Source organism: Variovorax sp. LjRoot175, assembly GCF_964253805.1.
Lineage (GTDB): Bacteria > Pseudomonadota > Gammaproteobacteria > Burkholderiales > Burkholderiaceae_C > Variovorax.
Window position 1 is genome coordinate 1264634 of record NZ_CAXURY020000002.1, and the last position, 18277, is coordinate 1282910.

General features: G+C 66.0%; 18 protein-coding genes and 1 pseudogene. 7 read left to right on the forward strand and 12 right to left on the reverse strand.

Features of this window, described 5'->3' with window-relative positions; translation table 11 throughout:
- Window positions 1–48: 48 nt before the first annotated feature.
- The 8 genes and pseudogenes from ACSQ89_RS36430 to ACSQ89_RS36465 all read right to left on the reverse strand — a co-directional run.
- Window positions 49–597: pseudogene (locus ACSQ89_RS36430) on the reverse strand (IS5 family transposase); the annotation flags it as partial.
- Between the two features lie 56 nt (window positions 598–653).
- Window positions 654–2225, reverse strand: coding sequence for a UxaA family hydrolase (locus tag ACSQ89_RS36435; RefSeq protein WP_436297002.1), 1572 nt, complete (start codon window positions 2223–2225; stop codon window positions 654–656).
- Entirely contained in the window at window positions 2226–3419 is a 1194-nt protein-coding gene (locus ACSQ89_RS36440) for a fumarylacetoacetate hydrolase family protein (protein ID WP_436297003.1), read from the reverse strand.
- A 98-nt stretch (window positions 3420–3517) separates the two neighbouring features.
- On the reverse strand, window positions 3518–4411 hold the full coding sequence (locus ACSQ89_RS36445) for a fumarylacetoacetate hydrolase family protein (RefSeq protein WP_436297004.1): 894 nt from the start codon (window positions 4409–4411) through the stop codon (window positions 3518–3520).
- Between the two features lie 20 nt (window positions 4412–4431).
- Window positions 4432–5493: an ABC transporter ATP-binding protein gene (locus tag ACSQ89_RS36450; protein ID WP_436295360.1), complete on the reverse strand. Its 1062-nt coding sequence runs from the start codon at window positions 5491–5493 to the stop codon at window positions 4432–4434.
- Between the two features lie 108 nt (window positions 5494–5601).
- Window positions 5602–6279: a hypothetical protein gene (locus ACSQ89_RS36455; RefSeq protein ID WP_436297005.1), complete on the reverse strand. Its 678-nt coding sequence runs from the start codon at window positions 6277–6279 to the stop codon at window positions 5602–5604.
- The gene (locus ACSQ89_RS36460) at window positions 6266–7054 is read right to left on the reverse strand and encodes a 2-keto-4-pentenoate hydratase (protein WP_436297006.1); all 789 of its coding nucleotides are present in this window, start codon (window positions 7052–7054) and stop codon (window positions 6266–6268) included. The genes ACSQ89_RS36455 and ACSQ89_RS36460 overlap by 14 nt, the downstream gene beginning before the upstream one ends.
- 7 nt (window positions 7055–7061) lie before the next feature.
- Entirely contained in the window at window positions 7062–7883 is an 822-nt protein-coding gene (locus ACSQ89_RS36465) for an IclR family transcriptional regulator (protein ID WP_436297007.1), read from the reverse strand.
- 133 nt (window positions 7884–8016) lie between these two features.
- On the opposite strand from ACSQ89_RS36465, the gene ACSQ89_RS36470 reads away from it, so the two are divergent.
- The 7 genes from ACSQ89_RS36470 to ACSQ89_RS36500 all read left to right on the forward strand — a co-directional run bounded on the left by ACSQ89_RS36470 (window position 8017) and on the right by ACSQ89_RS36500 (window position 14126).
- A complete protein-coding gene (locus tag ACSQ89_RS36470) occupies window positions 8017–8928 on the forward strand; it encodes a carbohydrate ABC transporter permease (RefSeq protein ID WP_436297008.1) in 912 nt (303 codons plus the stop codon).
- A gap of 5 nt (window positions 8929–8933) precedes the next feature.
- On the forward strand, window positions 8934–9767 hold the full coding sequence (locus ACSQ89_RS36475; protein ID WP_436295355.1) for a carbohydrate ABC transporter permease: 834 nt from the start codon (window positions 8934–8936) through the stop codon (window positions 9765–9767).
- A 34-nt stretch (window positions 9768–9801) separates the two neighbouring features.
- The gene (locus ACSQ89_RS36480; protein ID WP_436297009.1) at window positions 9802–11124 is read left to right on the forward strand and encodes an ABC transporter substrate-binding protein; all 1323 of its coding nucleotides are present in this window, start codon (window positions 9802–9804) and stop codon (window positions 11122–11124) included.
- A complete protein-coding gene (locus ACSQ89_RS36485) occupies window positions 11121–11981 on the forward strand; it encodes a shikimate dehydrogenase family protein (RefSeq protein ID WP_436297010.1) in 861 nt (286 codons plus the stop codon). The genes ACSQ89_RS36480 and ACSQ89_RS36485 overlap by 4 nt, the downstream gene beginning before the upstream one ends.
- A gap of 178 nt (window positions 11982–12159) precedes the next feature.
- Entirely contained in the window at window positions 12160–13179 is a 1020-nt protein-coding gene (locus ACSQ89_RS36490) for a Gfo/Idh/MocA family protein (RefSeq protein WP_436297011.1), read from the forward strand.
- Between the two features lie 184 nt (window positions 13180–13363).
- On the forward strand, window positions 13364–13792 hold the full coding sequence (locus tag ACSQ89_RS36495) for a cupin domain-containing protein (RefSeq protein ID WP_436297012.1): 429 nt from the start codon (window positions 13364–13366) through the stop codon (window positions 13790–13792).
- 67 nt (window positions 13793–13859) lie between these two features.
- Window positions 13860–14126 (forward strand): hypothetical protein, encoded by a 267-nt coding sequence (locus tag ACSQ89_RS36500; protein WP_436297013.1) that lies wholly within the window; start codon window positions 13860–13862, stop codon window positions 14124–14126.
- Window positions 14127–14214: 88 nt separating this feature from the next.
- On the opposite strand, the gene ACSQ89_RS36505 is transcribed toward ACSQ89_RS36500, so the two are convergent.
- The 4 genes from ACSQ89_RS36505 to bioB all read right to left on the reverse strand — a co-directional run bounded on the left by ACSQ89_RS36505 (window position 14215) and on the right by bioB (window position 18276).
- Window positions 14215–15084 (reverse strand): enoyl-CoA hydratase/isomerase family protein, encoded by an 870-nt coding sequence (locus ACSQ89_RS36505; RefSeq protein WP_436297014.1) that lies wholly within the window; start codon window positions 15082–15084, stop codon window positions 14215–14217.
- Window positions 15085–15744 (reverse strand): IS6 family transposase, encoded by a 660-nt coding sequence (locus tag ACSQ89_RS36510; protein WP_436297283.1) that lies wholly within the window; start codon window positions 15742–15744, stop codon window positions 15085–15087.
- Window positions 15745–15991: 247 nt separating this feature from the next.
- A complete protein-coding gene (locus ACSQ89_RS36515) occupies window positions 15992–17269 on the reverse strand; it encodes a cytochrome P450 (RefSeq protein WP_436297015.1) in 1278 nt (425 codons plus the stop codon).
- On the reverse strand, window positions 17266–18276 hold the full coding sequence (bioB, locus tag ACSQ89_RS36520; protein ID WP_436297016.1) for a biotin synthase BioB: 1011 nt from the start codon (window positions 18274–18276) through the stop codon (window positions 17266–17268). The genes ACSQ89_RS36515 and bioB overlap by 4 nt, the downstream gene beginning before the upstream one ends.
- Window position 18277 lies beyond the last annotated feature (1 nt).

The following is an 18277-nucleotide window of genomic DNA, read 5'->3' on the forward strand; positions in this document are numbered from 1 at the left end:
CCACATATGGACCAACGCCACATTAGGCATGAGATGTGGTCGACCACATCTCATCCCGAAGAACCACTGGTTGCCTTTCTTAACCTGATGCATTTCCAGATCGCGCTCACCTTCGGCGTTCTTGGTCGAGCTCGGCGCCGAGATCAACGTGGCGTCCACCACGGTCCCCGTGCGCAGCAGCAGGCCCTTGGCTTGCAGGATGTCGTTGACCACGCGCAGCATGTCGGTAGCCAGGTCGTGAGCCTCCAGCAGATGGCGAAACCGAAGGATGGTGGTCTCGTCGGGCAGGCGGCTCACGCCATCGCCCAGGCCCGCAAACTCCCGGTACAGCGGCACGTCGTGCAGCGCCTCTTCCATGGCTGGGTCGCTCAGACCGAACCACTGTTGAAGATAGTGAATGCGCAGCATCGTCTCGATCGCAAACGGCGGGCGTCCGGTCTTTGCTCGCGGCGCATGCGGCTCGACGACCTGTACCAACGCGCCCCAGGGCACCACCCGATCCATCTCCTCGAGAAACTCGCGCTTGCGCGTCTTCTTGGTGGACAGGTTCAGGCCGAGGCCGAGCTGATTTGGAGGCGTCACACGTTTGGAAATCATGGCTTCAGATCATGCAAGGCTTGGGCCCGTTTTGCAGACCTTCCCTAGGGCTTCTTTCAGGTGATCGCGCCCAGTTGCCAGGGCACGAACTCGTTCTGGCCATAGCCGTGCAGCTCGCTCTTGGTCTTCTCGCCCGACGCGATCCGCAGGATCTGCTGGAAGATCTGCTCGCCCATCGCATCCACCGACACCTCCCCATCGACGATGCCGCCGCAGTTGATGTCCATGTCGGCAGACTGGCGCTGCCAGAGCGCGGTGTTGGTCGCCAGCTTCATGGACGGCGCGGGTGCGCAGCCGTACGCCGAGCCACGGCCGGTGGTGAAGCAGATCAGGTTGGCGCCGCCGGCCACCTGGCCGGTCGCGCTCACCGGGTCGTAGCCGGGCGTATCCATGAAGACCAGGCCGCCCGCGGGCACGGGCTGCGCGTACTCCACCACGTCCACCAGGTTGCTGCTGCCGCCTTTGGCGACGGCGCCCAGCGACTTCTCGAGGATTGTCGTCAGCCCGCCGGCCTTGTTGCCGGCGGAGGGGTTGTTGTTCATGTCTGCGCCCATGCGCTCGCAGTAACGCTCCCACCAGCGGATGCGGTCCAGCAGCTTGCCGGCCACGGCGCGGCTTTGCGCGCGTCGCGTCAGCAGGTGCTCGGCGCCGTAGATCTCCGGCGTTTCCGACAGGATGGCGGTGCCGCCGTGGCGCACCAGCCGGTCCATCGCTGCGCCCAAGGCGGGGTTGGCGGTCATGCCGGAATAGCTGTCGGAGCCGCCGCATTGCAGCCCCACCATCAGGTGGCTGGCGGCCATCGGCTGCCGTTCGGCACGGTTGGCGTCGGGCAGCAGCCCGCGCACCGCGTCCACCCCGCGCTGCACGGCGAGCGCGGTCCCGCCGCTTTCCTGGATGGTGAAGGTCTTCAGGGACGCGCTCGGCTGCAAGCCCTGCGCCTCGATCCATCCGGCGATCTGATTCGTCTCACAGCCGAGGCCGATCACCAGCACCGCCGCGAAGTTGGGATGCAGCGCATAGCCCGCCAGTGTGCGGCGCAGCACGCGCAGGCCTTCGCCGTCGGCATCGACCGCGCAGCCAGCGCCGTGGGTCAGCGCTACCACGCCATCGATATTCGGGTAATCCGCCAGCGCCTGCGGCCGCACGTCGCGGCGAAACTGGTCGGCGATGGCACGCGCCACCGTGGCCGAGCAGTTCACAGAGGTCAGGATGCCGATGTAGTTGCGCGTGGCGACGCGTCCATCGGCGCGGACGATGCCCATGAACTGCGCCGGCTGCTCCGCCGGCACGATCGGCTTCGCGTCGAGGCAGGCCACCGCGGCCGCATCACGGTCGAACGAGCCCATCGCGAGGTTGTGCACGTGCACGTGCTGCCCCGCGCGGATCGCCTGCGAGGCGAAGCCGATGATCTGCCCATAGCGGCGCACCGGCTCGCCGATGGCGATGTCGCGTACGGCGAGCTTGTGCCCGGTCGGGATCATTCCCGAGACCGTCACGCCCTCTTCGGCCAGCCGCGTGCCGGAGATGAGCTGGCGCCGGGCAATGACGACGTTGTCATCGACATGCAAGCGGATGGTTTGCAGCGTCGCGACGGCGCGAGGCATGCCGGCGTTCGAAGCGGTGGCCATTTACAGCCTTCCCGTCGCCAGCAGACCGCGGCCTGAGAGGTTGGCGATGAGAGCGCGCAGGCCGAAGGTCCAGGGCGCAATATCCTCGCAGTGGCGCACCCGGTTGCACAACTCGCCGAGCCGCGCGCTGCGGATGCTGACGCGATCGCCCACCTTGTGCGTGAAGCCGCCGCCCGGATGGTCGCGGTCCTGCGTCGGGGCGAAGAGGGTGCCCAGGAACAACATGAAGCCGTCGGGATACTGGTGCGCGGCGATGGCCTGGTCGACGAGGTCCTGCGGCTCGCGGCTGATGAACTGCATGGAGTTGATGCCGTCCAGCGCGAAGCCTTCCGGGCCGTCGACCCGCAGGTTCACCACTTCCTTGCGGACGTCGGCCAGGCCGAAACTCCGGTCGAAGAGGCGGATGAAAGGGCCGATCGCGCACGATGCGTTGTTGTCCTTGGCCTTGCTCAGCAGCAGGGCACTGCGGCCCTCCAGATCACGCAGGTTCACGTCATTGCCCAGCGTTGCGCCGACGATGCGACCGCGGCTGTCGACCGCCAGCACCACCTCGGGTTCGGGGTTGTTCCAGGATGAGTCTGAGCGGACACCGATGTCGGCGCCCGTGCCCACGGCCGACAGCACCGGCGCCTTGCTGAACACTTCGGCATCGGGGCCGATGCCCACCTCCAGGTACTGCGACCAGAGGCCTTGCTGCTGCAGAACCTGCTTCAGCGCCGTGGCCTGCGGCGAGCCTGGCTTCACCGCTGACAGGTCGGTGCCTATCTGCGCCACCACGCGCGCGCGCACGGATTCGGCGCGTTGGGCGTCGCCGGCGGCCTGCTCCTCGATCACGCGCTCCAGCATGCTGCTGGCAAAGGTGACGCCGGCTGCCTTGACCACCTGCAGGTCGCAGGGGGCGAGCAGAAAGGGCCGGGCCGCATCGCGCGTCGACTCGTCGCCGTTGGCCAGCAGTTCATCGAGACTCGCGATGCGCTCGCCGGTGGCCTCGCGCACGGCGCGGGCCGGCTCGGGCAGATCGAGCAGGCTGCTCATGGTGGGGAACTCGGCGCTCAGGTCATGGATTCCGCCCTCGCGGATCGCCACCACGGAGGGGCCCGCGAGTTCGGGGCGCCAGACACGGCCCACGAGAATGCCGGTGTAGCCGTCGTCGGGGAGGCAGCGCTCGGCGCGCAGTGCGAGCGGGATGCTCATGGGGTACTCACTTTCGCAGGTTGGCACGGGTCACTGGCCCTTCAGGCCGAGCTTCTGGATCAGCGTGCGGTAGTAGGCGTGGTCGCCCCCTTGCAGCATCAAAGCTGCGGCAGGCGGGCTTCGCGCCAGCGCGCCCCCATGGCTTCGTCGTCGTAAGCCACCACGCTCTGGCGCTGCTCGCCCAGCAGGGGGTTGCCCAGCGCGACGCGGTCACCCGCCTTCAGGAACAGCGGCGGCTTGTGGCCCAGGCCCACGCCCGGCGGCGTGCCGGTGGCGATCACGTCGCCGGGGGCCAGGGCCATGAAGCGGCTCAGGTAGGACACGATGTGCGCGACGCCGAAGATCTGCGTGCGCGTGTTGCCGCTCTGGCGCTGAACGCCATTGACCTCCAGCCACAGGTCCATGTCCTGCGGGTCGGGGACTTCGTCGGCGGTTACCAGCCATGGGCCCAGGGGCGCATAGCCGTAGTAGCTCTTGCCCTTGGTCCACTGGCCTTCGTACTCGAGCTGCCAGGCGCGCTCCGAAACGTCGTTGCACAGGCAGTATCCCGCGACGTGTCGCAAGGCATCCTCTTCGCGCACGTGCCACGCCGGCGTGCCGATCACCACCGCCAGCTCCACCTCCCAGTCCAGCTTGACCGAACCCGGCGCGAGGATCAGCGCGTCGTTGGGGCCGGCCGCAGCGCCGGTGTGCTTGTTGAACACGACGGGCTGTGAAGGGATGGGGGTGTTGGTTTCGGCCGCGTGGTCGGAGTAGTTGAGGCCGATGCAAACCAGGTTGGGGATGCTGCCCACACACGCGCCCAGCCGGACGCCCTCGGGTGCGGCCGGCAGTGTGGCGAGGTCGATCTCGCGCAGGCGCGCCAGCGCCGCCGGTGACAGCGTACGGGCATCGATGTCCGGCACCACGCCCGAGAGGTCGCGCACGACACCTTGAGCGTCGATCACCCCGGGTTTCTCGCTGCCGCGAGCACCGAATCGGACGAGTTTCATTTCTTGTGTTCCTTTCAGGTTCAGTGCACCGGCTCGAGCCGCTCGCCCGAGTCCGCACGGAACAGATGCAAATGCGCGCTGTCAGCACCCAGGCGCACTTGGTCGCCGGGGCGCACGCTGACCCGTTCGCGCAGCACGCAGGTGAGCTTGGTTCCACCCGCATCAACGACGAGGTGCGTCTCCGAGCCGGTGGACTCCACCACTACCACGCGCGCCTCCACGCCCGCGCCGTCCAGCCGCAGGTGCTCGGGCCGCACGCCCAGCGTGAGCGCCTGGCCGCTTGTGGCCGGCACGCCAGGCACGGCCCAGTGGTTGCCCGCGTTGTCCACAACGCCCTGGTCGTTGACCTTGACGGGCAGCAGGTTCATCGACGGCGAGCCGATGAAGGCCGCGACGAAGACGTTGCGCGGGCGGTCGAACAGCTCCAGCGGCGTGCCCACCTGTTCCACCACGCCGTCGTGCATGGCGACGATCTTGTCCGCCATCGTCATGGCCTCGATCTGGTCGTGCGTGACGTAGATGGTGGTGGCCTTCAGACGCTGGTGCAGCTCGCGGATCTCGGCGCGCATTGCCACGCGCAGCTTGGCGTCCAGGTTGGACAGCGGCTCGTCGAACAGGAAGACCTGGGGGTCGCGCACGATGGCGCGGCCCATGGCGACGCGTTGGCGCTGGCCGCCGGAGAGCTGCTTGGGCAGCCGCGCCAGCAGCGGCTCCAGCCCCAGGATCTTGGCCGCGCGCGCCACGCGCTGCTCGATCTCTTGCTGCGGCGCATGGCGCAGCTTCAGCGAGAACGCGAGGTTATCGGCCACGGTGAGGTGCGGGTACAGCGCGTAGTTCTGGAACACCATGGCGATGTCGCGCTCCTTGGGCAGCAGGCCGTTCACGCGGCGCCCGCCGATGCGGATCTCGCCGGCGTCGATGCCCTCCAGCCCTGCGATCATGCGTAGCAGGGTGGACTTGCCACAGCCCGAGGGGCCGACCAGCACCACGAATTCACCGTCGCGGATGTCGATGCTCACGCCGCGGATCACCCGCGTGCTGCCGAAGGACTTGGTTGCGTCCTGGATATCAACGGTTGCCATTTGGGTACCTCGTTCAAAAGGGATGTTGTTGCCGCGCGAAGTCGGTCGCGTGCCGCTGCGCCGCCGCAGCCGCGCGCGCCTCCGGGTCCAGGGGCGAGTTGTGATCGCTCATCCCGCTTGCCAGGCGGTCTTTAGCCGCGTGTGTTCATGCAGGTAGCGGCCCACGGCAGCCTCGCGCAGTTCGGTGAACTGTTGCAGCAGCGTGAGGGCCGCCCCAAAGGCGTCGACATCGCAGCCCTCCAGCAACACCACCCAGCGAGCCGGCGCCAACAGGTCCTTGCGATCCTTGCTTTCGGCGGTGGACTGGCCCGACACGCCGGCATCGGAGCGCAGCAGGTGCGCACTGCTGATGCGCGGCAACCGTGCAGCGGCTTCCAGCGCCGAGGTGAGACGCGGCACCATGTCGTGCACAGCGTCGTCCGCGATGTCGAAGCGCATGGCCAGCATCGCGCCACCCGAGCCCACGCCGTGACTGGCCACCACGCGCGTGAGTGAGCGCGTGGTCGTCTGGAAATGTGCGGTGGTCGCACGCGTCCATTCCGTCGGCTCGTTCAAGCGCGAGAGATAGTCGCTGCCCTGGATAACCTGGAAGCTCGAGGTTTCGTACAGGGTGAAGAACTCCGGCTGCGTGGCTTCATCGGCAGCGCGATAGCGCCGCCCCCGCACAAAGCCGGGAATGCCCACGCGCTCGGGCATGTGCTCGTGCAGATGCCAGGCGTAAAACTCCGCGCGCCCGGCCTCGGCGATGTCGTTCCAGATAGCCACTGCACCTTCACCTGCCAGCATGGTTTTGCTCCTTGAATGTTGGGGGTGGCTCGGCCTCGCGCAGGTTGAGCGCGACTTGTCCGACCCCTTCGAAAACACAGCGCAGCCGCTCGCCGGGCCGCGCACGGTGGACGCCGGTATGGGAACCGGCCAGCACAAAAGTCCCCGCCGCGAGGGTCTGGCCGCGCAGCGCCAGGTGGTTGGCGAGCAAGGCGACCGCGAGTAGCGGGTCTCCAAAAGGATTGCCGCCCGGTTTGTCGACCACGGGCACGTCGTCGGCCCACAGCGTCACGCGCAGCTTGTCGAACTCCAGCGGGCGCCAGTCGCTGCACGGCGCACCGAGCACCACCGCGCCATGGCCCATGCCATCCGCCACGATGTGTTCGCGCGGCGAGGCGAACCTGGCCGGCAACCGGCTGCACAGCAGTTCGAGGGCCGGCATGACAACGCCCACGGCCGCCATCACGTCGTCGCGCGTGCATCCGCCCAAGGGCAGGGGGCGGTCGATGCGCAAGGCCAGTTCGCATTCGACACCGTCGCGAAGCAGCGCGGTGTCGGCGAGGACGGCATCGGACGCCATGCACCCGATGTCGAACAGGGGCGCCGAGATCAACTCGGCGGCGGGCGGCGCCGCGAGCTTCCAGCCCACGACCGTGGCGCCGAGTTCGGCGCGCACGCTCTCCTGCAGGCGATAGGCGCCCTCGAAGTCATCCAGGTTCTCCAGAGCGTGAGCCGTCATGAAGCCATTGGTGCGGCGCGCGACAGCGAGCTCGCGCGCCAAGCGTTCGTCGCTCATGGTGCTGTCAGCCATTGGCCACTTTCAGCGGCGTCTGCCCCATCATGGCCTCCATCACCTTGCGGCTGGGCCACAGGTCGGCGATCTCCGCTGCGGTGGCCTGCACGTCGGGCGCAATGGCGGCGATGCGCTCCGGCGGGAGTCGCGCCACGGGACCGGCCACGCTGACGGTACCGATCGCGCGGCGGGTTTGCGGGTCCACGATGGCGCAGCCCACCGCGCACGTGCCTGGCTCCCCTTCCTCGATGGAGGTGCCATAGCCGCGCTTGCGCGTCAGTGCGAGTTCGGCACGCAGGCTGGCCTCGTCGCGCACGACGGGACGGCCGAACCGGGAAGGCACGACGAAGCCGCGCGCCTTGACCAAGGCCACGGCCTGCGCCTCGTCCAGGGTTGCGAGCCAGGCTTTGCCGGTCGACGTGGCGTGCAGCACCACGGGTTGGCCCATATCCGGGTCGTAACGCAGGCCGGAGAGCGCGCCCTGGGCCTTGGCGATCCAGATCAGCGCATCGTCTTCCACCAATGCGAGGCGCACCAGTTCTCCGGTGCGCGCGGCCAGCCGGTCCAGGGAGGGCTGGCAAATCTCCGTGATGCCGGAGGCGGCGAGGAAGCGAAAGCCGATGGCGGCCAGCTTCACCGTCATGCGGTAGCGCTGGCTGTACTCGTCCTGCACCGCCAGTCCCCGCCTCACCAAGACGGACAGCAGCCGGTGCACGGCGCTCTTGGGCAGGTCCAGCCGCCGCGAGACATCGCTGATCGGCAGGCCTTGGGGGTGATCGGCCAGCAGCGTGAGGATGTCCAGCACGCGCTCGATCATGTCGCCAGTGGCCACGGAGTCTCCATGTATTTAGAACAGGGTTCCAATGTATCACTCACGTTCGGCACGAAATCAAGGGATTTCCCGGGTGGCGAGGTGACTTTAAGCAAATACAGTGGAACAACGTTCTAAGCGAGGTCGTTTTTTTATGAATGCCATTCCCTACACGGAGGCCGCGACTGCGCTGCAGGCCGACCCTCGGCCGCCGGGCTTCTGGGCGCGTTTTGCCTGGTTCGCGCCGGCCGTTGCCGTATTGCTGGCCGTCACGCTCTACCCCACGGCCGTGGTGCTGTGGCTGAGCGTCCACCGCACGCGCCTCTATGAAGTGGTGGAGGGCGTGGGCCTGGCGAACTACGTTTCGGTGCTCACTTCTCCGGCCTTCCTCGAACTCAGCCTCAACTCCCTGCTGTACGTGTTTGGCGCGCTGGCGGTGGTGCTGCCCATAGGTCTGGCGTGCGCCCTTGCGCTGCAGAACATTGCGCGCGGCGCTGCATACGTACGCACCCTGCTGTTGCTGCCCTGGACGTTGTCCATGGGCGTGGTGGGCTGCTTCTGGCTGTGGCTGCTCAATCCCTCGTACGGGCCCATGAGCTATCTGATGCGGTCCCTGGGCATGGAGCCCGGCCTGCTGCTGGGTGAACCTTCGCTGGCGCTCCTTCTCGTCATCCTGGTCACCGCGTGGTGGTCCTTTCCCTACGTGATGGTGATGATGAGCGCCTCGCTGCAAAGCATCCCGGCGGAGTTGTATGAGGCGATCGACATTGACGGGGGCGGCCTGCGCGCGCGACTGCGCCACGCGGTGTGGCCGCACATCGCGCCCACGCTGGGCAGCACCGCCCTGGCGCTGGGCATCCTCTATCTCACGCTCATCACGCTGATCCTGGTGCTCACTGGCGGCGGGCCGCTGGGCTCGACCGCCACCTGGAGCTTCGAGGTGTTCTCCAGCGCTTTCCGCTCCGTGGACCTGTCGCCCTCGTCGGTCATCTCCGTCGTGGTGCTGGGGGTCAACCTCTTCCTTGGTTACCTTTACACGCGGCTCACCGGCCGCGTATCGGGCTGAACACCATGCATATCCGCCGTTCCGAAAAAATGCTGTCCTGGGCCGTGTTGACCGCCGTGGTACTGATCGTGCTGATCCCGCTGTCCTGGGCGGTGCTCACCTCGCTCAAGAGCGAGGCCAACGTCATGGCCTACCCGCCTACCTTTTTCCCCACGGAGCCGAGCCTATCTGCTTACAAGGCGGTGTTCCGGAACCAGACTTTCGGCTCCGACCTGTTCAACTCGGTGCTCTATGCGGTCGGCGCGGTCGCGCTGGCGGTACTGCTGTCCGCGCCCGCCGGCTACGCGGCTTCACGCTTTGAGTTCCGCGGCAAGCGCGCCGTGATGCTGCTGATCCTGTCCACGTCCATGATCCCCGGCGTTGCGCTGCTGGTGCCAACGTACTTCCTGCTGGACGCGCTGGGCCTCTTGAACAACGCTGCGGTCATCATCGTGGTGCAGGCCGCACGCCTGGTGCCGCAGACGGTGTGGTTCATGCAGAACTTCGTGGACGCCGTGCCGCGCGAACTGGACGAGGCCACCCAGGTGGACGGCGCCAACCACTGGCAAACCTTCACACGGGTCATCCTGCCGCTGGTGCGACCCGGCATCGCCGCAAGCGCCGTGATCGGCATGATCACTACCTGGAACGACTACATCACCGTGGCCGCGTTCGCGCCCGAGGTAGCGCACCGCACGCTGCAAGTGGCCCTGGTCAACCAGGTGTTCGACAGCATCGGCATCACCTGGTCGTACGTCATGGCCTACGCCGTGGTGTCCTCCCTTCCCATCGTCGCCATCTTTGTGCTCGCGCAGCGATGGTTCATCAGCGGCCTGACCGCCGGCGCCGTCAAAGGCTAGCCCGCCACATGCGAACTTAAACCAGGAGACAAACATGACCGAGCAGAAACCCGCAAACATGAACGAACAGAAGCCAGTGCCCCGTACGAACCGGCGCATCTTCCTGGGTGGCATGGCCGCCATGCTGGGCGCACCCACGGGCCGGGCCTTCGCGCAGACCACCGAGACCATCGCCTACGACACCTTTCTCGACCCGGCCAACACCAACGACCCGCGCGCGGCGGCGCAGTCGCAGATGATCGCAGCCTTCGAGGCCAGCCAGCCGCGTGTGAAGGTGCGCGTGGTGGTGGACCCCGCCGGGCAAAACGGCGTACGCGCGGCGCGCGCCAAGTCGGACAGCCCCGACGTGATCCGCGTGAACAACTTCCAGATGCCCGAATTCGTGGCCACCGGCTCGGTGCTGGCCATCGATGAGCTGATCGCGCGCGACAAGGTGGACACCACGGACTGGCTGATCGGCCTGGACCAGACGCGCGTCAACGGCAAGATCTGGGGCCTGCAGCAGGACTATCGCATCCCGATCTACGTCTACCGCAAGAGCAAGTTCGACGAGGCGAAGATTGCCACGCCGCCGCGCACTTACGAGGAAGTGGGCGCGCTCGGCCCGCTGCTGACCAAGCAGAACCAGATGGCCTACGGCGTTCCTATCGGCTTGAGCGGCGGGATCGGCGGTGCGCAGGCCTTCATGGAGTTCATCGTGAGCTCCATCGTGGCGGGCAACAGCGACCCCTTCTTCGCGCCCAGCGGCCGCGAGATCGGCTTTAGCGAGAAGCGGCTGCTGCTGGCCGCCAGCATCGTCAAGGACCTGTTCCAGAAGAAGGCTGCGACACCCGTGAGCCTGCAGTTCGCCTACAACGAGCTGCAGGATGGAATGCGCGCGGGCACGGTCGCCTCCGCCACCTTCGGGCTGTACCGCTACCGAGGCCTGAAGGCGGCCGTGGCCAACGACCTGGCCTGGGCACCGGCGCCTTCGGTGGCGCCTGACGACAAGCACGCGGTGTACGGCTTCCAGATGTGCATCAACCGCCATTCGCCACGTCAGGGCGGCGCATGGGAGTTCGTCAAGTTCATGGCCAGCCCGGCAGCTCAGGCGATCGCCGCGCGAGGCGGGGAAGTGGTGGCGCGCGCCAGCGCCTACAAAGACCCCTACTTCAAGACGCCGGAAGCCGAGGACCAGCTGGGCTGGAAGGCGCTGGTGGAAAAACGCGGCCGCATGGTGAACTACTCCATCATCCAGTCAACCTTCAACCAGATCTGCGGCGAAGCCTTCCAGCGCATGATCCTGCGTGACCTGGCGCCTGCAGCCGTGGCGCTCGAGGTGCGCACCCGCTACACCGAAGCGCTGGCCAAAGCATGATGCCGCATGTCACGGGAACAACCCGACTCTATGGGTTGGTGGGCGATCCGCTGACGACAGCCAAGTCGCCCGAATTATTGAACCGGCTCTTTATCGAACAGCGCGCAGACGCGGTTTGCATCCCATTTGTGGTCAAGGACGATGATCTGCCCGCATTCGTCACCGGCGCACGAGCGTTGGGGAATCTCTCCGGCGTGCTGGTCACGATGCCTCATAAGCAACGGATGCTGGCTTTTGTAGACGAACTACATCCGACTGCTCGTCAGGTCGGCGCACTCAACGTCATCCGTTGCGATAAAGATGGGCGTTGGGTCGGTGCCATATTCGATGGCCTCGGTTGCGTGCTTGGCATGCAGTGGGAAGGTAACCACCCGGCGAACAAGTCCGTTCTTCTCGTTGGCTCCGGAGGTGCAGGAAGAGCTATCGCATTTGCAGTCGCTTCCGCGGGCGCCCGGACGTTGACCATCTTCGATGTCGAAGAGCGTCGCGCTGACGACCTCGCCAAATCCGTCGCCGCCGCGACCGGTTGCACCACACATTCTGGCTCAGCCGATCCACTCGGATTCGAGATCGTCATCAATGCCACGCCGCTGGGCATGAACACGAATGATCCCATGCCCGTGAATCCCGAGCGGCTGGATCCCGGCAGCATCGTCGTAGACATCATCAACGCGCCCGAGCCGACGCCGCTTTGCCGCGCCGCCCATGCGCGCGGTTGTCGCACCCAAGGCGGACGCCCGATGCATGAAGGGCAGGCATTGCATGCCCTGCGATTTCTTGGATTCGATTACCGCCCCGATGGGAAGTCAATACCGGACGATGGCTTGCTGTCCATGGCTAAGGATGCAACCCATTGATGCCTAAATTCTAAGGGCCCGTGCCCGAACTCAACTGGTTGTCACGCTTCTCTGAATGAAAGGAAGATGTCATGAATAGGCTTTATCGGGTTGCCACAGCATTCTGTGCGGCTGGCGTCATTGCGCGCACCGCGCAAGCACAGCGTCGGCTTGTGCACCTTGCGAGGGGAGAACACGCATGAAAGTCGCATTGTTGGAGGCCAGCCATTGGCATGTCCCACTCTATCTCGATGCGCTCGAGGCGCCCGGGATCGAGGTGGTTGCCGTTTCCGATTCGGAGCAAGTGAAGGGGCAAGCAATTGCAACGCGATTCGGGAGTACGCTGTACTCGTCGGCCTATGAGCTGCTCGAGCGCGAGGAAGTCGATTTCGCGTTTGTGTTCGGTCGGCATTCCGAAATGCCGACGCTCGCGGAAGCGGTGATCGCGCGGCGAATTCCATTTGCGCTGGAGAAGCCCTGCGGTGTCAACATGTCGCAGGTTACCCGGCTGCGGAAACTGACCGAGGAAGCCAATCTCTATTGCGCGGTACCGCTCATCTTTCGCATGAGCGACCTGCTCAGCGCGCTCAACGGTGCCGAGGGCCGTGTCCCGTCGGACTTCAACTACATGTCCTTTCGTTTCATCGTAGGTCCGCCCGGCCGTTATGAAGCCGCGGGCTCAGCCTGGGCGCTGGATCCCGCGTTTTCAGGTGGCGGGTCCACGATCAATGTCGCGACGCACTTCATAGACTTCTTTAGACTGCTGACCGGCAAGGAGATCACGCGCGTCTCTGCCACCATGAACTCTCGGACGCACCGGGGCGCGGTTGAGGACTACTCGTTGCTGACGATGCAAACTGAGGATGGCGTGATCGGACTGGTAGAGACCGGATACAGCTTCCCCAGCACTTCAGACGAACAGCGCGAATTCTCGTTCACCCTTTCGTCCGATCGCATGTACGCGAAATCGGGCCCCGACCGGATCGAGATCCGGGACCGAACCAATATTGCCGCCGGCACCCGGAGTCTGCGTCTTGAGCTTGAAACGGACGCTTACTACCCCTTGTTCGTCAAGCGGGTCCTTGCTGAATGTCGCACGGGTGGAAAGCCAATCGCGTCATTGCGCGACGCCGAGGCAATGATGCAGGTCATGGACGCGGCCTACGCTTCGGCTCGGCAAGGGGGTGCGCTTCAGACTCTTGCGCCGATTGCCGTGTGATCCGGGCGCTCCACGCGCTGGATGCTTGACTGCCGAGGGGGCGTCATGAATCCCGGGAAAGTTTCTTCCGGTTCTTGGTGTCACCGACTTTTGAAATTGTGACCAACCAACCGCATAGCGCCATCTACGCCAGCGCCGCGCATCTCTGTCGCACTCGCTGGCCAATAAATTGAAAGGGAATCCAATGAGCAAGTCTGCGCGATACAAGGGTCCATTGCCGCTTGACCAAGCGAAATCCAAGTTTGTTCTCACTCCTCTCGAGGACAGCCGTTTTCATCGAGCTGGCCCTCGCGCCAATGTTGAGTATCGGGATCTCGGAATGGCGGAGGCTTCGGATGGCCGCATTAGCGCCAAGCACATCCGCGCTGTTCAGCCGTTCGGCGAGGAGACCGGTTGGCATTGGCACGACATGACAGCGCATTTCGTGTACGTGCTGAAAGGCTGGGTCGAATTCAGGTTCGACGGCATGCCCGAATCGGTGACCGTCGTTGCCGGCTCCTGCCTCAGTCAGCCCGCCGGTGTGGCGCACAACGTCATCCGGCAGTCTGACGACCTCGAGTTGATAGAGATCAACACGCCCGCTGACTATGTGACGGTCGAATGCTCTCTCTGAGCGGCAGTGGCGCGGCCGAAGGCAGGTGGGCTTTCGAGGGCCAAGGCGCGAACGCCCGCGTGCAAACGTGAAGGGATCGAATCGCTTGCTGGCCAAGTGTTCATCGTTGCAGCGCGCGACCAAGGCTGGCGTGACGTGCCAGCTGCCGCCCGAGAACGATGCGGCGCTGGTTGAGGGCGGCATCAAGGTCAAGCCCGGCGCGCCGGCGCTGAACACGCTGATGCACCGGATCTCGGTTCTCTCAATGGCTCACCACTTGCCAAGCAGCCCAACGCCTGCACCGACTCCGCGGTCAAAGCGCTCCTGGCCACGCCTCACAAGGAGCCTGCGCTGACCAAGGAGCCGCTCGAGGCAGTTCTGGACACCTGCGACGACTCGCTAAATGGCAAGCGCGACCACGCCCCTCCTCCTGTTTCGCGTGGTCATCTGGCGGCCGTCGACGATCCGAGGTTTCGAAGGCGGTGTTCGAGAACCTGCGCCGTTCCGACGAAGGCGGCTATCTCTACACGCTGGCCAAGCCCGAGACGAACCACAGCGGCAAGGTGGCGATCGGCGAGAAAGAAGCGGATGCTGCCGAACGCGACGTCGGCCGCGAGCCCCTCGACGTGAAAGGCAGCGAATCCGTCGCGTTCGCCCTTGACGAAGCGCAGCTCGCCGCCGTCGAGCGCGATCCGGTCGCCCTGGGCTTCAGCGCCGAGGGCGGCTGCCCACGTGCGCGCCAGCTTCGTCGGCTCGCGCGCTGTCAAAGTCGCGCCGGTCACGCGGCCCGGACCGATCTGGGCCGGCGCCTTCGCAATCCAGGCCGGACCGGCCCAGCGCCACGACGCCGGCTGGTCCATGCGGTCGAGCGCGACGATCGCGCCCGGGACGTCCGCGGGGTGAAGATGAATGTCGGTGTCGCCACCGCGGTCCAAAATGCGGCCCAGCCAAACGCGAGAACGCGTCTCGCCACCCGCCACATGGTCCACAAAGCCAATGCGCAGGGCCTCCCGTGCGTCGAATCGTTCGGCGCCGAAGAGAATGCGCTTGGCCTGCGACAGGCCGACGAGCGACAGCAGCTTTTGCGTGCCGCGCACGCCATCAATGATGGACAGCCGCGCGGCAGGGATGCCGAACTTCGCTTCCGCTGAGGCATATCCGAAGTCGCAGGACATGGCCAGGTGGGCACCGCCGCCCAGGCAGTAGCCGTTCACCACCGCAATCGTCGGCTTCGACACCCCTGCTATGGCGTCGCAACGGTTCTGTCGCAGTAACGTCGTGGAGCCCAGTGAAGCCAGTCTGGTGCGTGCCACTCAAAATGCGAGCGAGTAGAACTTCGACGCCGCGGACGAAGCTGGGTCTTCAGGGCAGTCGAGCTGCCCCTTCTTGATCATGTGGGCTGTCTCGATGCCGGCAATGAGGATGCGAGCGCAGCGGAAAGACTTGAATCCAAGCATCGGCCGCACGATTCGCTTGATCGCCCGGTGGTCCTGCTCCACGATGTTGTTCAGGTATTTACACTGACGCAATTCGATGTCCGCCCCGGAATCATCATTGACGCTCTGGATGGCAGCCGTGTTGGCGCCGCTCTTGTCAATGGTGATCTTCTCGGGCACACCATGCAGATCAATGGCTCGCTCCAGAAAGTGCCGAGAAGCAGCGCGGTCGCGCTTTGCACGCAGCAGAAAATCGATGGTGTCGCCGTCGCGATCGACCGCCCGATACAGATATTTCCACTGGCCGGCGACCTTGACATAGGTCTCGTCCATGCGCCAGCTCGTACCCACCGGGCGTTTGCTTCTTCGAAACACTGCCGCCAGTACCGGCAAGATCTTTATCGCCCAGCGATGGACCGTGGCGTGATCGACGTGCACGCCGCGCTCCGCCATCATCTCCTCAATGTGGCGAAGGCTCAGCGGATAGGCCGCGTACCAGCGCACGCAGGTGAGCATCACCTCCAGCGGGTAATGCATCCGCCTGATCACCTTGCGCAGCGCCTCGATCACGTCTTCGTCCCTTCCTCAGTCCCACCTCAGCTTATCAGCATGGGCTTGCTGCGACAGAACCGGTTGCGCTCATTCGGCGCTCAAAGTTCGGCCTAGCGCAGGATCGAATGCCGGCGGACGTGCGGCGCGACTTCGAGGCCGTCGCTCCCCGACGCCGACGCCCGCCCACCTACTGCATCGTCACGCGCGAGGGGCCGCGCATGATCGCCGAGACCTACCGCCGCGGCATGCTGATGGAAACATCCGCTGCCGGAGCCTGACGCACCGGCAGCACGCTGAGTCCGCGGTACACCGCATTGCCGCTCCAGCGCGGTTGCGCATCGACCAGCCGCAGCCGCGGAAATCGCCGCAGCAGGCGGCCGAAGACGATCTCGGCCTCCATCAGCGTCAGGCTCGCGCCGATGCACACATGCGGGCCGGCGCCGAAGGACAGCAGGCCGCCGGGGCGGCGCGCGACGTCCAGGCGATCGGCTTCTGCGTGGCGCGCCGGGTCTCGGTTGGCGGAGGCGATGAGCGCGACCACCAGATCGCCGCGGCGCAGCTGCTGGCCATGCAGCACGAGATCGGCCGCGACACGACGGCCGGTGTACTGCACCGGGCTGTCGAAGCGAAGCAGCTCGCGCACGGCGCCCGGCAACAAGGCGGGCTCATGCTGCAGGCGCTGCCACTGATCGGGATCGGCCAGCAGTGCCTGCAGGCCGTTGCCCAGCAGGTTGCGCGTGGTCTCGTGGCCGGCGAACAGCAGCATCGCGCATTGGGCGAGCAACTCGGCACCGGGCTGGATGTCGCCTGCCGCCTCGGCCCGCAGCAGCCGGCTCACGAGGTCGTCGCCCGGTGCGTGCCGGCGCTGCGGCACGAGCTGCTCGAAGTAGCCGCTCATCGCCAGCAGGCTGGTGCGTGCGCGCCGCGCCTGATCGAGCGAAGGCAGGGGCGCGCCGATGAAGGCCGCCAGATCGTCGGACCAGGCGATGAAGTCGCCGCGATCGGCCGCGGGAATGCCCATCAGCATCGCCATCACCTCGGCCGGCAGCGGCCGCGCCAGCGCCTGCATGAAGTCGAAGCCCGCGTCGGCGTCCACCGCGTCGAGCAAGGCATCGACACGCTGCTCGATGGCCGGCACGAACTGCTGCAGCACGTCGCTGCGAAATCCCGCATTGAGCACGCTGCGGATGCGCGTGTGGTCCGGCGCATCGACGAACAGCATCGCCCGCGCGAAGAGCTGCTGGAAGTCCCGCAGCTCGCTGCGGGCGGCTTGGCTTTGCATCACCCAGCCTCCGGTGCGCTGCGCCGAGAAGCGCACCAGATCGCGAAGCACCGCCTCGACATCGGCATGGCGGGTCAGGAGCCACGCACCACCGAAGAACTCCTCGCTCCAGTGGATCGGCCCGGCCTCGCGCAGCGCGGCGTAGGTCGGATAGGGATCGGCGCGGAACGCCGCATCGATGATCGGGCGGCCGAGCGGGTTCGGCGCCGGCGCCAGCATCGCACTCATGGCTTGCGCTGCGCCTTCAGGCCGAGCCGCTCGAACAGCGCGCGGTCGCCCTCGGCCTGCGGGTTGCTCGTGGTCAGCAGCTTGTCGCCATAGAAGATCGAATTGGCGCCAGCGGCGAAGCACAACGCCTGCAGCGCCTCGTCCATCTGCTCGCGTCCGGCCGACAAGCGCACCATCGTCGTCGGCATCGTGATGCGCGCGACCGCGATGGTGCGTACGAACTCGAAGGGATCGAGCGGCGGAGTGTCCGCCAGAGGCGTGCCTTCCACGGCGACCAGGTTGTTGATCGGCACCGATTCCGGGTAGGGATCGAGGTTGGCCAGCTGCGCGATCAGCCCGGCGCGCTGCGTGCGGCTCTCGCCCATGCCAACGATGCCGCCGCAGCAGACGTTGATGCCGGCATCGCGCACATGGCCCAGCGTGTCGAGGCGGTCCTGGTAGGTGCGCGTGCTGATGATCTTGCCGTAGAACCCGGGGTCGCTGTCGAGGTTGTGGTTGTAGTAGTCCAAGCCGGCGTCCTTCAGCGCCTGCGCCTGCTGCGCTTCGAGCATGCCGAGCGTCATGCAGGTTTCCAGTCCCAGGGCGCGAACCTCGCGCACCATGTCGGTCACCTTTTCCATGTCGCGTTCCTTGGGGCTGCGCCACGCGGCGCCCATGCAGAAGCGCGTGGCGCCCTGGGCCTTCGCGGCCTGCGCCGCCTCGACGACTTCCTGCAGCGGCATCAGCTTGCTGGCCTCGACGCCGGTGTCGAAGTGCGCGGACTGCGGGCAGTAGCCGCAGTCCTCCGCACAGCCGCCGGTCTTGATCGACAACAGCGCGGACAGCTGCACCTCGTTGGCATCGAAGTGCTCGCGGTGCACCTGCTGCGCACGGAACAGCAAGTCCATGAACGGCAATGCGTACAGGGCTTCGACGTCAGCAACGCGCCAGCGCGCGCCTTGAGCCAACTCACGGCGCGACGCAGGTGCGCGCAAAGCAGACAGAGAAATGGTCGCAGTTGTAGTCATG

Excerpts from the sequence above, each read along its gene's own strand:
- ACSQ89_RS36435 (WP_436297002.1), bottom strand. The coding sequence starts at position 2,225 with ATGGCCACCGCTTCGAACGCCGGCATGCCTCGCGCCGTCGCGACGCTG.
- ACSQ89_RS36440 (WP_436297003.1), bottom strand. The coding sequence starts at position 3,419 with ATGAGCATCCCGCTCGCACTGCGCGCCGAGCGCTGCCTCCCCGACGAC.
- ACSQ89_RS36445 (WP_436297004.1), bottom strand. The coding sequence starts at position 4,411 with ATGAAACTCGTCCGATTCGGTGCTCGCGGCAGCGAGAAACCCGGGGTG.
- ACSQ89_RS36450 (WP_436295360.1), bottom strand. The coding sequence starts at position 5,493 with ATGGCAACCGTTGATATCCAGGACGCAACCAAGTCCTTCGGCAGCACG.
- ACSQ89_RS36455 (WP_436297005.1), bottom strand. The coding sequence starts at position 6,279 with ATGCTGGCAGGTGAAGGTGCAGTGGCTATCTGGAACGACATCGCCGAG.
- ACSQ89_RS36460 (WP_436297006.1), bottom strand. The coding sequence starts at position 7,054 with ATGAGCGACGAACGCTTGGCGCGCGAGCTCGCTGTCGCGCGCCGCACC.
- ACSQ89_RS36470 (WP_436297008.1), top strand. The coding sequence starts at position 8,017 with ATGAATGCCATTCCCTACACGGAGGCCGCGACTGCGCTGCAGGCCGAC.
- ACSQ89_RS36475 (WP_436295355.1), top strand. The coding sequence starts at position 8,934 with ATGCATATCCGCCGTTCCGAAAAAATGCTGTCCTGGGCCGTGTTGACC.
- ACSQ89_RS36480 (WP_436297009.1), top strand. The coding sequence starts at position 9,802 with ATGACCGAGCAGAAACCCGCAAACATGAACGAACAGAAGCCAGTGCCC.
- ACSQ89_RS36485 (WP_436297010.1), top strand. The coding sequence starts at position 11,121 with ATGATGCCGCATGTCACGGGAACAACCCGACTCTATGGGTTGGTGGGC.
- ACSQ89_RS36490 (WP_436297011.1), top strand. The coding sequence starts at position 12,160 with ATGAAAGTCGCATTGTTGGAGGCCAGCCATTGGCATGTCCCACTCTAT.
- ACSQ89_RS36495 (WP_436297012.1), top strand. The coding sequence starts at position 13,364 with ATGAGCAAGTCTGCGCGATACAAGGGTCCATTGCCGCTTGACCAAGCG.
- ACSQ89_RS36510 (WP_436297283.1), bottom strand. The coding sequence starts at position 15,744 with ATGCATTACCCGCTGGAGGTGATGCTCACCTGCGTGCGCTGGTACGCG.
- ACSQ89_RS36515 (WP_436297015.1), bottom strand. The coding sequence starts at position 17,269 with ATGAGTGCGATGCTGGCGCCGGCGCCGAACCCGCTCGGCCGCCCGATC.
- bioB (WP_436297016.1), bottom strand. The coding sequence starts at position 18,276 with ATGACTACAACTGCGACCATTTCTCTGTCTGCTTTGCGCGCACCTGCG.